This window comes from Streptomyces sp. NPDC017095, assembly GCF_044332325.1.
Taxonomy (GTDB): domain Bacteria; phylum Actinomycetota; class Actinomycetes; order Streptomycetales; family Streptomycetaceae; genus Streptomyces.
In genome coordinates this window covers 43,145-57,355 of record NZ_JBIROU010000023.1, presented here as the reverse complement: position 1 = coordinate 57,355, position 14,211 = coordinate 43,145, and the positions used below count along the sequence as shown (strand labels likewise).

The 14,211-nt window shown below is 73.9% G+C and carries 9 protein-coding genes; 4 read left to right on the top strand and 5 right to left on the bottom strand.

Features of this window, described 5'->3' with window-relative positions; all coding sequences use genetic code 11:
• Positions 1-52 precede the first annotated feature (52 nt).
• The 3 genes from ACH4OA_RS32115 (at position 53) to lanL (ending at position 4,735) form a co-directional block, all read left to right on the top strand.
• Positions 53-1,585: an MFS transporter gene (locus ACH4OA_RS32115; RefSeq protein ID WP_365942115.1), complete on the top strand. Its 1,533-nt coding sequence runs from the start codon at positions 53-55 to the stop codon at positions 1,583-1,585.
• A 436-nt stretch (positions 1,586-2,021) separates the two neighbouring features.
• A complete protein-coding gene (locus ACH4OA_RS32110; RefSeq protein ID WP_365880122.1) occupies positions 2,022-2,204 on the top strand; it encodes an SflA family class IV lanthipeptide in 183 nt (60 codons plus the stop codon).
• A 2-nt stretch (positions 2,205-2,206) separates the two neighbouring features.
• The gene (lanL, locus tag ACH4OA_RS32105; protein WP_397972864.1) at positions 2,207-4,735 is read left to right on the top strand and encodes a class IV lanthionine synthetase LanL; all 2,529 of its coding nucleotides are present in this window, start codon (positions 2,207-2,209) and stop codon (positions 4,733-4,735) included.
• Between the two features lie 117 nt (positions 4,736-4,852).
• On the opposite strand, the gene ACH4OA_RS32100 is transcribed toward lanL, so the two are convergent.
• The 5 genes from ACH4OA_RS32100 to ACH4OA_RS32080 all read right to left on the bottom strand — a co-directional run bounded on the left by ACH4OA_RS32100 (position 4,853) and on the right by ACH4OA_RS32080 (position 12,193).
• Positions 4,853-5,515 (bottom strand): GNAT family N-acetyltransferase, encoded by a 663-nt coding sequence (locus ACH4OA_RS32100; protein ID WP_397935694.1) that lies wholly within the window; start codon positions 5,513-5,515, stop codon positions 4,853-4,855.
• Between the two features lie 98 nt (positions 5,516-5,613).
• Positions 5,614-8,364, bottom strand: a complete 2,751-nt coding sequence (locus tag ACH4OA_RS32095) for an alkaline phosphatase family protein (RefSeq protein ID WP_397972861.1) — start codon at positions 8,362-8,364, stop codon at positions 5,614-5,616.
• Between the two features lie 4 nt (positions 8,365-8,368).
• On the bottom strand, positions 8,369-9,829 hold the full coding sequence (locus ACH4OA_RS32090; protein WP_397972859.1) for an ABC transporter permease: 1,461 nt from the start codon (positions 9,827-9,829) through the stop codon (positions 8,369-8,371).
• Positions 9,829-10,839: an ABC transporter ATP-binding protein gene (locus ACH4OA_RS32085; RefSeq protein WP_397972857.1), complete on the bottom strand. Its 1,011-nt coding sequence runs from the start codon at positions 10,837-10,839 to the stop codon at positions 9,829-9,831. The genes ACH4OA_RS32090 and ACH4OA_RS32085 overlap by 1 nt, the downstream gene beginning before the upstream one ends.
• Before the next feature lie 223 nt (positions 10,840-11,062).
• On the bottom strand, positions 11,063-12,193 hold the full coding sequence (locus tag ACH4OA_RS32080; RefSeq protein ID WP_397972854.1) for a low temperature requirement protein A: 1,131 nt from the start codon (positions 12,191-12,193) through the stop codon (positions 11,063-11,065).
• Positions 12,194-12,623: 430 nt separating this feature from the next.
• Between ACH4OA_RS32080 and ACH4OA_RS32075 the strand changes: the two genes are divergently transcribed.
• Positions 12,624-14,066: an FG-GAP-like repeat-containing protein gene (locus ACH4OA_RS32075; RefSeq protein WP_397935699.1), complete on the top strand. Its 1,443-nt coding sequence runs from the start codon at positions 12,624-12,626 to the stop codon at positions 14,064-14,066.
• Positions 14,067-14,211: the final 145 nt, after the last annotated feature.

The following is a 14,211-nucleotide window of genomic DNA, read 5'->3' as shown; positions in this document are numbered from 1 at the left end:
CCCGCGGAACCACGCACGCCACCAGCACGATCAAGGAAGTGACGTTCACGTCATGAGTGACTCGCCCCCGGCCGAGACCATACGCACGGCTTCGGCCCCCGCCGCGCACGGCGGCGCCGACGCTCCCGACCCCCGCCGCTGGTGGGGCCTGGTCGTCATCGCGCTGGCGCAGTTGATGGTGGTCCTCGACGCGACCATCGTGAACATCGCACTGCCGTCCGCCCAGAAGGCCCTCGGCATGTCCGACGGCAACCGCCAGTGGGTCATCACGGCCTACACCCTGGCCTTCGGCGGCCTGCTGCTGCTCGGCGGCCGCGTCGCCGACCTGGTCGGCCGCAAGCGCACCTTCGTCATCGGTCTGGTCGGCTTCGCGGTCGCCTCCGCGATCGGCGGCGCGGCCGGGAGCCCCGGCATGCTCTTCGGGGCGCGCGCCCTCCAGGGCGTGTTCGGCGCCGTCCTCGCGCCATCCGCGCTCTCCCTGATGACCACCACGTTCACCGACCCCCGCGAGCGCGGGAAGGCGTTCGGCATCTACGGCGCCATCGCCGGTGCGGGTGCCGCGATCGGCCTGCTGCTGGGCGGCGTCCTCACGTCGTACGCGAACTGGCGCTGGTGCCTGTACGTGAACATCCCGATCGCGGCCGTCGCGGTGATCGGCGCCCTGGTGCTGCTGCACGACCGGCCGGGCCACCGCGAGGCCAGGCTGGACATCCCCGGCGTGGTCCTGGGCTGCGGCGGACTGGTCGCCGTCGTCTACGGCTTCTCGGAGGCCGAGCCGCGCGGGTGGAGCGACGGCCTGGTGGTCGGCCTGCTGATCGGCGGCGCGGTCCTGCTGGCGGCGTTCGTCTTCTGGCAGAGCAAGGCCAAGCACCCGCTGCTGCCGCTGCGCATCCTCGCCGACCGCAACCGCGCGGGCTGCTTCCTGACCATGGGGCTCGCCACGATCGGCATGTTCGGTCTGTTCCTGTTCATGACCTACTACTTCCAGGGCATTCTCGGATACAGCCCGGTCAGGAGCGGTCTGGCGTTCCTGCCGATGTCCGCGATGATCATCCTGGGCTCCACCCAGATCTCCGCCCGGCTGCTGCCCCGTACGCCCCCGCGCCTGTTGATGGTGCCGGGCATGCTGCTCGCCGCGTCGGGCCTGCTGGTGCTCACCCAGCTCGGCGTGGACTCCGCCTACACCACCCATGTGCTGCCCGCCGAGCTGCTGCTCGGTCTGGGCATGGGCCTGACCTTCATGCCCGTCTTCTCCACCGCGACCCACGGGGTGCGGCCGCAGGACGCCGGCGTGACCTCCGCGATGGTCAACACCTCGCAGCAGGTGGGCGGTTCGCTCGGTACGGCGCTGCTGAACACCATCGCCACCTCGGCGACGAGCACCTACGTCGGCGGGCACCTGACCAACCCGGCGCAGAAGGCCCAGGTGCTGCGCGAGGGCATCGTGCACGGCTACACCCAGGCGATCTGGTGGGGCGTGGCCGCGATGCTGCTCGCCGCGGTGGCCTCCGGCATCCTGGTCGTCGCCCGGCCTTCCGGCCACGGCCGGGGCGGCGCGCCGGCGGGTGCGGCCGCCGCGCACTGAGGCCCTGCCGCCGTTCCCCGCGCCCCGTCCCGGCACCGCCGGGGCGGGGCGCGGGCGTGTGGCGGTCCGTCCCCGTGACCGTGCCGGAACGCGGCGCGCGGCGGTCACGGCGACGGACGACGCCGGTGGTTCCCCGTGGCCGTCGAGGTCCGTGGTCTTCCGGTCCGTCCGGAAGACCCGGGCCGGCTCTCCACCGGCCCCCGCGCGCCGTACGACGAAGGGCCGCCCCGCTGTCCCCCCGCCGCCGAGGGCTGTCGCCGGGGGCGGAGGCGGTACGGTCCGCGGTCAGCTCTGCCGGAAGCGGTGCCGGCTCTTCTCTTGTCACCGGGTGCGCCCCTCCTTACGTTTGTGCAGCGAGTCGTCGGACCGGCGGGTACACCGGCCGGCGCCGGCTTCTGCCCGCTCCTCAGCGCACGACCGACCATGGAGGCGTCACATGCCCACTGCCGTGCCGGATCTGCTGGAAACCGAAGGATTCCGCGACGCGGGTCCGCTGGAGATCGACGACGAGACGATCGTGTTCGAGGACGACGACCGAGGCGACCGCGAGCCCACGGCGTGTCTCTCGGACCCCTGGGTGACCGCCACCACCCGCTTCTCCTGTGATCTGAACTCGTAGCGGTGGCCGTTTCCATCGCCGGCCGCAGCGGCTGGTCCGACGACACCTGGTCGTACCTGAACGATCCGCGGATGCCGGCGGTGGAACACGGCTGGAAACTGCACGTCTCCACGCGTCCCGGCGAACTGGACGCCGTGACCCGGCTCGTCCTGCCGGTGCTGTCCCGGCACGTCTGCCACGCGAAGTTCGCCCGTGACCCGCAGACGCTGCGCCGGCTCAACTCCGGCGAGGTGGGCGCCGGAGCCGTCGGCAAGGCGATCACCGTCTACCCCCTGCCCGGCACCGTGGCCGAGGTCGCCCGGGAACTCGCCGCCGTCCTGCGCGACCGGGAGGGACCGCGGGTCGTCAGCGACCGGCGGGTCGATCCGAGGGCCCCGGTCTACTACCGCTACGGCCCCTTCACGGGCGACTACCGGACCGGCCGCAGCGGGCGCCTCGAATCCGTCATGACCGGGCCGGACGGCCGGGTCTTCGACGGGCTGGCCGTCGGCCGCTACCGGTGTCCGCCCTGGGCCGAGGACCCCTTCGCGACCGGCTCCGGAGCCGGTGCCGGGCCGTCCGCGCCCGGCCTCGGCGGCGGACGCTACACGGTCAGCGCCGGCATCGCGCGCACACCGCGGGGCAACGTCTACCGCGCCGTCGACCAGACGCTCGGACGGCCGGTGGTGGTCAAACAGGCGAGGGCCTTCGTGGGCGAGGACGCCTCCGGTTCGGACGCCCGCCACCGGCTGCGCAACGAGCGCGCCGTCCTCACCGCGCTCGACGGCGTCACGGGCGTGCCCCGCGTACTGGACTACTTCGCCCACCAGTCGGACGAGTACCTGGTGATGAGCAGTTGCGGCGACCGCGACCTGCGCAAGGAGGTCCTGCGCAACGGCCCCTTCCGGGACGACGACCCCCGGCCGGCGCGCGCCCTGTCGGTCCTCGCCTTACGGCTCCTGCGCGTCCTGGACGCCATCCACGACCGGAACGTGGTCGTCCGCGACCTCAAGCCGGACAACGTCGTGCTCGACGACTCCGGCCCCGGCCACTGCCACGTGATCGACTTCGGGATCAGCGAGCGGGACGGCACCGGACCGGGAGGGGCGACCCCCGGCTACAGCGAGCCGGTCCTGCGCGCGACCGGGCCGGCCACCCCCGCCGACGACCACTACGCCCTCGGCGTGACCCTCTTCTTCGCCGCCACCGGCCTGGACCCGGTGATCGTCGACACCGACCACGAGGTCAACCGGGACCGGACCCTGGCCTGCCTGGCGTGGGCGTTGCCCGGCCGCGCCCACCGGGAGATCCGGGCGGCGGTCGCCGGCCTGCTGAGCTTCGACCCGGCCGTACGGACCGCCGCCGCCGGCCGGCTGCGCACCGGCACGGCCGGCACCGCGCGCCGGCCCGCGCGCCCCCGGATCGACGGCGACCTGCTGGCCGGGATCATCGAGCACACGACCGCGTTCTGCGTCGGTGAGGCGCAGGCGATCGTGGACCCGGTACGGGCCGCGCGACTGCACGTGCCCACCTCGGTCGACGTCTACGGCGGCAGTGCGGGACTCGGACTGGAACTTCTCCACCACGCGCACCGGCCGCACGTGCGTCCGGCCGTCGACGCGTTGGCCCGGTGGACGGCGGCACAGTCCCGGAACCTCCCGGCCGGCTTCTACACGGGGCGCACCGGTGTCGCGCTCTTCCTCGCGGAGGCGGGGTGCGCGGCGGGGCCGGAGGCGTACCCGGTGCTGCCGGAGAGCGCCCCGGACGGCGGGCCGCCGGAGGCGGACCTGATCGCGGGCGTCGCCGGCATCGGTATCGGCCGGCTGCTGCTCGCCCGGCACGCCCTCCGCTCCGGTGACCGGGGCGCAGCGGACCGGCACCTCGCCGTAGCCGCCGACTGCGACCGGATGCTGGCCTCGGGCACCGCCCGGCCGGCCCCGGCCGGTCCGGACACGGCCGGCAGCGCCGCGCTCCGCGAGGGCCTCGCGCACGGCGAGGCGGGCGTCGTCCGCTTCCTGCTCGCCTACGGCGGCGAGACCGGGGACCCGGAGGTGATCAGCCGCTCGGAGAAGGCCGCCGCGCGCCTGGCCGCCGTGACACCCGGCATCATCGCGGCGGCCGCCGAGCCGGGGGCGACCCGCCGCTACGGCTCGTGGTGCCGGGGCCTGGCCGGCATCGGGACCGTCCTGGTCGAGGCCGCCGAACGCCTGGAGGAGCCCGGGTACCTCGGCCTCGCCCAGCGGGCCGCGCGTGCCTGCGCCGCACTGGCGCCGCGGATGCCGCTGGTCACGCAGTGCTGCGGACTGGCCGGAGTGGGCGACCTGATGGTGGACGTCGCGCGGGCGTCCGGCTCCGAGGAGTTCTGGGACGCGGCCGGGACCGTCGCCCAGCTCATCCTGAGCCGCAGCGGCGGCACCTGGTCCCGGCCCGTGTTCCCGGACACCGGGCTCGCCGGGCCGGGTGCCGGCTGGGCCGGCGGCTCCGCGGGCGTGCTGGCCTTCTTCCGGCGCCTGCACGACCGGGGCGGTCCGCGGCTCGGTGTCGTCGCCTGACCGCCGCCACCGGCGGCACGGCCGCCTCCGCCGCCCGCGTCGTACCGGGGCGTGCCCGGCGACCGGGCGCGGCCGGCCGGCAGCCGGCCGCGTCACCCGCCTGTCCGGACGGCACGCCTACACCGTGCCGTCCCCCGTGTCCCGGGCGGCGGCGCTCAGCGGCGCCACCACCTGCCAGCCCACGGTCTCGTACAGCGCCCGGCCTTCGTCGGTGGCGCCCAGCACGGCCGCTCGCGCGCCCTGGCGGGCCCCGGCCTCGGCGAGCGTCCCCATCACCACGCGCCCCAGACCCCGGCGCCGATGGGCCGGGTGCGTCTCCACCTGGTCGACCACGGCGGCCCGGCCGGTGACCGCGAGCTGCCCGCGTGCGGCGAAGGAGCCGTCGGCGGCGCGCACCACCACGCGCGTGACGTCGGCCCGGTCCCAGCCGAGCAGCCGGTAGCCGTCGGGGAGGCGCGGCGGGGCCTCGACGCCGTCCAGCCCGGCGGCCATGAGCACGGCGTGGCCGTCCAGCAGGGCCCAGCCCGGCGGGAGCCACGCCGCCAGGGTCCGCGCCGGCACGAACGCCTTGAGGGGGATGCGGGGGGCGGTGGTGTTCTCGGCCAGCTTGCGCACGGTCGCCTCGTCGGCGGCGGTCACGACGTGCCGGGCCACTTCGCCGGCCAGGCCCACGTCCACGGTGAACCCCCAGGGCCGGGGCGTCGGCCGGGCCGCGCCCCGCGACACGGCCCAGCCCTCGACCCACGTCCGCACCGCCTCGGCTGTGCTCTTGAACGGCACGACCCCTCCCCGGATGGTAATAAGCGCTGGTCGGCTGTAGGCATTACAGCATGGGCGCCGGGGCGGTGGCGACCCTGTCCGGCCGGGGTCCGGTCGCCTCAGCCGTCGGACTCCGGCGACGGGAGGTAGGCACCGGGCACGTCGCGCGGTGCGTAGATCTTCTTCTCACCGGGGTACGGCCGTGTCCAGTTGTGCGTCTGGTACCAGGTGAGGTGGTCCATCTGTGCCGGGTTGGCGAAGTCGGGCACGGCGTGGGGTCCGGTCAGGCGCTGCTTCGCCTTCCAGGTGTCCCACTCGGCCGCGAGCGACTTCCGTGCCGCCGGCACCTTCGCCGACGGCACTGCCGCGGCCCCGGGGTTCTGCGCCGCGGGGGTGTCCGGGCCGCAGGGCGGCGGGGTCTTCAGGCCGTCGGTCAGCGGGGTCCGGTTGGGCAGCGCGCTGAAGGGCGTGTAGTCCGGGTGGCGGGTGAACACGCCCCGCATGGGAGTCGCCGCGCTGTCCTTCTGGTTCATCGGGTGGATCCCGAGGATCTGCTCGATGGTGCGGATCATCGTGATCTGCGTGTAGTAGTGGTCGTCCACGACACCGTGCCGGGCCCAGGGGCTGATGATCTGGACCGGGGCGCGGTGGCCGTCGACGTGGTCCAGGCCCGCCTGGGAGTCGTCCTCGACGACGAAGATCGCCGAGTCCTTCCAGTACGGGCTGTGGGAGATCTCGTCGACGATCCTGCCGGTGGCGAGGTCGTTGTCGGCGACCTGGGCCGCCGGACTCGCCGGGCCACCCGTGTGGTCGCTGGAGAGCCAGAACATGTTCAGGTTCGCCGGGCCGTTCTTCTCGAAGTCCTGCTTCCAGATCTGCTGGCGGTAGACGTCCGGGACGCTGGTGTCGAACTTCGGGAAGCCGGGCACCGACACGCTGTTGAGCGACGGGATCGGTGACGAGGAGTTCAAGGGGTAGGCGGTGCCCTGCCCGGTCGCGTCCATGTTCTCGGCGTCGCAGTACAGGTTCTGCCAGCTCGCCCCGGCGGGCTTGGCCAGGAACTGCTGGAACTCGCCGAAGTTCCGCACGGTCTTGCCGGCCGCCTGCGCGCCCGTCCACAGGAAGCCGGTCTTCTGGTGGCCGAGGGCGTCGTCCTCGGTGTCGTAACTGCGCGCGTACGCGCCGGCCGAGGACTCCGTGTACTCCGGATTGTCGGCCTGCATCAGCCAGTTGTGGCCCTCGGCCGAGTTGGTGCCGATGTCGTAGGTGTTGTCGTACAGCCCGAACTGCTGCGCCAGCGCGTGCTGGTTCGGCGTCACGTTCTCGCCGAACTGGGTCAGCGAAGGGTCGCCGTCGCCCTGGGGCAGGTCGCCGAAGACCTGGTCGTAGGTGCGGTTCTCCTTGACGATGAGGAAGACGTGCTTGATGGTCGACGGGTCGCCGATGCGTGCCGGGACCGGCTGCGGCTTCGCGTGGCCCCCGCCCTTGGCCAGCGAGACCGAGCCGGCCTTCCAGCCGTTCTGGCGGAAGACCTCGGCGGTCCGGGAGCGGATGACGCCGTCACGGGGCAGGGTGAACCGGGTCAGGCTGGAGGTCGTGTCGTGGGTGCCGTGGCCGGTGCCGCCGGGCCGGCGGGCGTCGATGCCGCGGGTGTGGGAGACGATCACCTCGTGCCCCGCGGTGGCGATCTCGGCGGGGAAGTAGTCCGTCGGGAGCAAGCCGACGTAACCGACCGGCTCCTGCGGGGAGGAGTAGCGGTAGACGGCGACGGCGTTGGCACGGCCGAGCGTCACCAGCAGGTGGCCGTCGTCGGTGAGCGTCACGGCATCGGGTTCGTAGCCGACCGTCGCCTCCGGCCACGGCTGGGTGGAGATGGTCTGCACGACCTCGTCCTTGGCGGTGTCGATGACCGACACGCTGTTGTCGGCGGTGTTGGTGACGAACACCGCGCCGTGCCGTGCGTAGACCGCGGTCGGATGCAGTCCGACGTCGATGGTCCGGACGGCGGCGGCGGGGTCGGCCAGGTCGATGACGCTGACCGTGCCCGTGGTGGTGGCACCGGTGTGCGGGTCGGCCGGCACCTGGGTGCCGTAGGAGTTGAGGGTGGAGTCACCGCTCCGCGCGGGCCGTCCGCCCTCGTTGCCGACATAGAGTGTGCCGCCGACCCGGGCCAGGCCGCGCGGGGCGTTGCCCACCCGCCAGCTCCGCTGGACGGCCCCGGTCGCGGCGTCGAGGGCGACGACCCGGTTCTGGCCGTTGACGGCCGCGTACACGGTGGAGCCGTCGGCCGAGAACACGGCCGCGGCGGCCAGGGCGTGCTTGCCGCCCTCGGCGGGGATCTTCACGGTCACCGGGTCGGCGAGGGTGCCGTCCGCGGTGACCGTGAACTTGGTGTATCCGTCGGTCTGGCCGAGCCACAGCTGGGTGCCGTCGGGTGAGTACGCGGGGCCTTCCTGGCCGACGGAGCCGGCGGCGATCCGCAGGTCGTCCGCGGCGGAGGTGCCCACGCGCTGCTGCACCCGCCTGGTGGCGAGGTCCACCACGACCAGCGAGGCGTCGCCGTCGGCGACCGAGGCGGCGAGGTGGCTGCCGTCCGGGCTGACCGCCGAGGACATGATCTTGCCGTCGTCGATGACGAGGCGGTCGCCGTACGGGGCGAGGTACTGGTCGGCGGAGACGACCCGGCCCTTGCCGGTGACCTGGCCGACCTGCTCGGTGCCGAAGTGGCGGGTGTCGGCGAGGGCGGTGCCGGCGGCCAGGGCGGCCGTGGTGATGCAGGCCCCGACCAGGGTCGCCCGGCGGCTGACACGTCTGCCCAGCAGGACGTGACAGTCCTTACGATCCTGCCGGCGATGGCGCGTTATCTGCATGACGTCATCCCTTCGGGGAGGTGGAGAGGAGCTCGACGGTGCCGTCGAACTGCCACAGCGGGTTCGGTGCGTCGCCGGCCGGGGTCCGGACCAGGAAGTAGCCGTTGACTTCCTTCGGCCCGTCCCCGTCGGCGACGAACCGCCCGTCCGCGGTGATGTCGAGCTGGTAGACGGCCGATCCGGTGGCCCTGACGCCCGGCAGGTGCCAGGAGACGACGCACCGCCAGTCGTTGCCCGGGCCCTCGGCGCCGTCCTGGACACCGGCCTTGGCGCACGCCGCCGTGGTCCTCGACTGCGCCTCCGTGACGGGAGGGCGGTGGAGCTGCCGGGTCTGCATGCGGTACAGATGGGCGAACTCGGTGGCGAGCGCGTGCTCCACCTTGGTCTGCCCGATGCCGGAGCCCGTGGCCCCGGTCGTCGCCGCCACCACGGCGACCGTCGCGCCGAGCAGCCCCGCCAGCGGCAGGACGCCCAGGGTGAACGCGCGGCGCACCGATCCGTCGTCGGTGGGGTTGGTGAAGTCCCGCCGCAGGAACAGGAGACAGGCGAGCACTGTCGCGGTCACGGCCCACAGCAGGCTGACCGCGACGCCGATCAGGAGCGGGGTGAGCTGCGCCGGGCCGGTGAACAGTCCCTTCCAGTCGATGAAGGCGTCCCCGGGCAGGGCGAGACGCACGGCGGCGGGGAGCGGGAGCATCTGGGCGGGCTGCATCGCCAGCGCGACGAGCGCCGGCAGCAGCAGCCCCATCGGGGAGCGCCCCAGTGCGACCGAGCCGAGGAACCCGATGCCGGCCAGGGCCAGGGTCGGGGCGAGCGCGCAGGCCCAGGCGAGGAGGACCATGCCGGCCGCGTCGCCCGGCGCGAGCAGGTGGCCGTCGAGGCCGGTCAGCGGCCGGTTGCCGGCGGTCAGCAGCCCGCCGGCCGTGGCGGAGACGGCCAGCCCCGCCACGAGCAGCAGGATGACGGTGAGAGCGGCCAGTGCCTTCGCCGCGAAGATCCGCCGGGGCGAGCGGACGACGACGAGGAGGTGGCGCCAGGTGCCAAGCCGGTCCTCGGAGGCGAACACGTCGCCGGCGACGACCGAGGTGAGCAGCGGAAGCGCCCAGCTGCCGGCGAAGCCGAGGGTCACCAGCGGCCCGGCCCAGCCGGTGGCGTGCATCCACCGGCCGAAGAGGGTGTCCGTGGGCAGCGTGCTCTGCTCGCCGACCCCGGCCACGAACAGCGCCGGCGCGGTCCAGCAGGCCAGGAGCAGCAGGCGGATCCGCCATTGCGCGACCAGCTTGACGACTTCGAAGCGATAGGCCCGGGCGACGGAGACCCGGCCTGGGACGGCGCGGTGTGCGGGGACGGCTGGGGTGTCCGGGGCGGCAGCCTCGGTGTCCGGAGCGGTGGCCGGGGTTTCGTGCGCGAGGGCTGCGGTGGCCGCCGTTTCATGCGCGGTGGCCGCCGTTTCGTGTGCGGTCATCAGCCGGCCTTCCGCTGGACGTCGGTCTGCTGCGGAGTGGCGGCATCGTCCTGCCGCGACCGGCCCTCGTGGGCGCGGGCCGCCGGCGGCTCGGTCAGGGCGAGGAACGCCGCTTCCAACGGGGAGACGGCGGGCGCGAGTTCGCGCAGTGCGAGGCCCGCCTGGACGAGCCGGACCACGAAGGCGTCCAGGGCGGGCACCTCCGCGCGCACCACGAGCGCCTCGCCGCCCCGGCGTCCCGCGGTGTCGTCGGCCGGGTGGATCCCGGGCGCGCCGACGGCCAGCCGGCGGGCTCGCGCGGGGTCGGACGTGACGATCCGGTAGGCGAGTTCCCGGTTGCCGGCGGCCAGTTCGCCCAGCGGTCCGGAGAAGACGACCCGGCCGGTCGTGAGGATGGTGACCTCGGAGCACAGGGCCTCCAGGTCGTCCATGCGGTGGCTGGACAGCACGACCGTGGTGCCCTCCCGCGCCAGCCGCGTGAGCACCGCGTGGACGTGCGTCTTGCCGGCCGGGTCCAGCCCGTTGGAGGGCTCGTCCAGGACGAGCAGCCGCGGCCTGGTGAGCAGGGCCGCGGCGAGGCCGAGCCGTTGACGCATGCCGAGGGAGAAGCCGCGGACGCGATCGTCGGCGACGTCCGTGAGTCCCACTTGATCGAGCACGCCGTCGATCCCCGCCGACCGCGGGTCGTCGCCGCGCAGGGCGGCGAGCGCGGTGAGGTTCTGCCGGGCGGTGAGCGAGGGGTACAGACCCGGGCCGTCCACGAACCCGGAGACTCCGCCGGCGTCTTCGAACGCCCGGCCGGCCGGAACGCCGAGGAGGTCCAGGTTGCCGCTGTCGGCCACGGCGAGGCCCAGCAGCAGTCCGAGCAGCGTGGTCTTGCCGGCGCCGTTCGGTCCGACCAGACCATGGATCCGCCCTCGGCCCACGTCCAGGTCGACGCCGTCGAGAGCGACGACCTCGCCGAAACACTTGGTGATGCCGCGAGCCCGGATCGCGAGCTGTGAGTCCATGAGCCCCTTCTTTCGCAAGCCTCATGGACCCTAGGCAGCGCACACGACACCCACAGGGATCGCCGGCTGAACGCTCAGGGAACGGAACCCCAAACGGGAGTCAACAGACCGCCGTGGCGCCGGGATTCCGCCGTAGCCGTCGTGGACGGCCCACCGCCGTGCCCGCTCCCCCGCCACCGCCGTGTCCGGGCACGGGCCGGGCGGCGCGTCACGCGGGCGTCTCTCACGTCCGCCGGCAGGTGGTGACCACCGCGACCAGCCCGCTCAGGAGCACACCGGCGACGAGCGCGGGCGCCGGGGACCACGAGGCGGACAGTATGCCGGCGGCGGTGACGACGAACGGCACGCTCTCGGCCGCTCGTTTCCGGTGCGGCCGGAGGTGGACCGCCCACACGGTGCCCAGGAACACGGTGGCCGGGACGGTGACCGCCAGCGCGGCGCCCACGGCCGACATGTCCGTACGGCGGGTGAGGTGATCGGCGTAGGCGGCCAGGCCCGCGCCCTCGGCGGTGGCCGAGGCGAAGATCAGGTAGTGGCCGTAGGCCCAGGGGAAACGTCTGCGGTGCGCCTGGTGCGTGGTGGCGAGCAGCGTGTGGGCGGGTCGGGTGAAGTACAGCCACCACATCGCGAAGGCCATCAGCAGACCGCCGCCGGCCAGGGCGTACAGCGCACCGGTGCCCTGGTGCCGGTCGAACGCTCCCCGTACGGCGACCGTGGCCGCCGCGACGGACTCACCGAGCACGATGAGGGTGAACAACTCGTAGCGTTCGGCGATGTGGTGCGGATGCCAGGGCGTCATTCCGGCGGACTGCGCCCACACGGGAACGAGGACCTCCGCGAGGATCATGACGCCGATGCCCGGCAGGCGGGCCTGCGCCGGGAGGAACAGCAGTGTGACCCAGCCGAGCTGGCAGACGGTCACCCCGGTGGCGAAGCGGAGTGTCGTCCTGCGCCGGGCGGGGTCGGCGAGCCCGGCCCGCAGCCACAGGGCCGCCAGCGCCGTGCGCAGCACCACGTAGCCGAGCGTGATGACGAGCAGGTCCCCGTGGTCGAAGGCGCGGCCGACACCGGCGGCGAGCACGAGGGACCCGGTGATCTGCACCAGCACCGTCAGGCGGTAGGGGGTGTCGTCGGGGTCGTAGGCCGAGGCGAACCAGGTGAAGTTCATCCAGGCCCACCAGACGGTGAAGAAGACCAGGGCGAAGCGCAGGGCGCCCGAGGCGTAGTGCCCGTCCGCCAGCGCGTGGTGCAGACTGCTCGACGCCTGCGCCACGGCGACGACGAAGCACAGGTCGACGAAGAGTTCCAGCGGGGTGGCGGTCCGGTGCGCCTCCCCCGGATCCCGGCCCGTCATGGTGTGCCGTCGGCGCGAGGCGAGGACCGTCCCGGGAAGACCCCCGCGGCTCAACGGAGAGCCCCCGCGACCGCTCCGGCCGTCTCCCGGGGCGGCCCGGCCGGGCGTCGTGCCCTCCGGAAGGGACGTACCGTCACACTCATCACCGCTCCTCGTCCAGCCCGTCCGCCATGCGTCGACGCCTGCCGAGGCTAAGGCCCCGGACCGGCGGCAGGAGTCCGCGAGCGCACGGATGCTTGCACGAGAGCGCATGCCTGCGGAGAGCGCGGGACACCGTGCGCCCGTTCTGACGCGCAACCATCGGGGCCGGTGAGGAGTCTCTTCTTCACCATGCATCGGGTGATCCGGCGGGCAGTCCGCGGGAGACCGGTGCGGATCGTGTTTCGACTTCGCGGGTGCCGGCCGGCGCCCGCGGGTGCAGGAGGCTTTCGTGCGTAACTTGGTCCGGTTCGTCCTGGCAGCGGCCGTAGTGGCTTCCGTGACCGGCGGCCTGCCGGCCGTCTCGGCGGACCGTGCCGTCGCCGCTCCGGCCCGGCCGGCCGATGACTTCAACGGCGACGGATACCGGGACCTGGCCGTCGGCATGCCGTCGAAGACGGTCGGCGGCAAGACGGAGGCCGGTGCCGTGCTCGTCACCTTCGGCTCGGCGCACGGCCTGACCGGCAAGCACGTCACCCTCACGCAGAACTCCCCCGGCGTCGCCGGCGCGCCCGGCTACCAGGACCATTTCGGCGGCAGCATCGCCAGTGGCGACCTGAACCGCGACGGCTACGCCGACCTGCTGGTCGGCGCCGAGGGAGACCGGACCGCCGGCACCTCGCTCAACGGCTCGGTGACCGTGCTGTGGGGCGGTCCCTCACCGTTGCGCGGCGGCCTCGCCCTGCCCCCGGGGCCGGCGTACCCCTCGCGCATGTTCGGTGCCTCCCTCGCCGTGGGCGACTTCACGGGCGACTCCGCGCCGGACGTCGCCGTGAGCGGTCAGTCCTCGCTGCGGCTCTACTCCGGCACGTTCACCCGCGCCAAGGCCCCGGCCGGCCGTGAGGTGACCGGCCCCGGCCCCACCTCCGGCGGGCACCTCGCGGCCGGGGACTTCACCGGCGACGGCAAGGACGAACTGGCCGTCGTCCAGCAGAAGGACACCTTCGTCTTCGGCCAGGCCCCGGGCACCGGCGACGCCGGCTCCTTCACCGCCGAGGCCCGCCTGGCCGGCGGAGACACCGTCGCGGCCGGAGACCTCGACGGCGACGGCCGCGACGACCTCGCCGTTGCCGTGTCCGACCCCCGCCTCAATCCCAACGGACTGGCCGACCCCAGCCACGGCTCCGGCTACGTCACCGTCCGCTACGGCAATCGCTCCCTCTCCGGCGGCCTCGCCCCCGCGGGCCGCGTCTACCACCAGGACACCGCCGGCGTCCCCGGCACCGACGAGAAGGACGACGAGTTCGGCGCGGCGCTGTCCATCGCCGACATCACCGGTGACCACCGCGCCGAACTCGCCGTCGGCGTCCCCTACGAGTCCCTCGGCCGCCACAGCAGGGCCGGTGACGTGCTGGTGCTGCGCGGCGGCGCCGGCGGGCTCACCACCACCGGCGCCGCCCGCTACTCGCAGGACACCGCCGGTGTCCCCGGCAGCGCCGAGCACAACGACGTCTTCGGCTCCCGGGTCCGCCTCGCCGACTTCGACCGCGACGGCAGAGCTGACCTCGCCGTCACCGCCCCCGGCGAGGACGTCTACCGCAATCAGGGCAGCGGCGGCCTCTGGCAGTTCCGGGGCACCGGCGCCGGAGTGAGTACGAGCGGCGTCCGTGTCTTCGGCCCCGAGGACTACGGTGTCGCGCCCGGCTCCGCCATCGGTGAGACCCTCCTCGGCTGAGACCGGGACCGCGGAGCGCGCGGCGACAGGACGCGAGGTGAGCGAGAAGGCGACGCCTTCCCCGGTGCCGGTGTCCGCCACCGGACGCGGGTGGCGGACACCGGCGGCACCAGCCCGCGGAGCACCTGTTCACCCCGCACGGGCG

Coding starts and splice junctions, on each gene's coding strand:
- ACH4OA_RS32115 (WP_365942115.1), top strand. CDS start 53: ATGAGTGACTCGCCCCCGGCCGAGACCATACGCACGGCTTCGGCCCCC.
- ACH4OA_RS32110 (WP_365880122.1), top strand. CDS start 2,022: ATGCCCACTGCCGTGCCGGATCTGCTGGAAACCGAAGGATTCCGCGAC.
- ACH4OA_RS32095 (WP_397972861.1), bottom strand. CDS start 8,364: ATGCAGATAACGCGCCATCGCCGGCAGGATCGTAAGGACTGTCACGTC.
- ACH4OA_RS32090 (WP_397972859.1), bottom strand. CDS start 9,829: ATGACCGCACACGAAACGGCGGCCACCGCGCATGAAACGGCGGCCACC.
- ACH4OA_RS32085 (WP_397972857.1), bottom strand. CDS start 10,839: ATGGACTCACAGCTCGCGATCCGGGCTCGCGGCATCACCAAGTGTTTC.
- ACH4OA_RS32080 (WP_397972854.1), bottom strand. CDS start 12,193: ATGACGGGCCGGGATCCGGGGGAGGCGCACCGGACCGCCACCCCGCTG.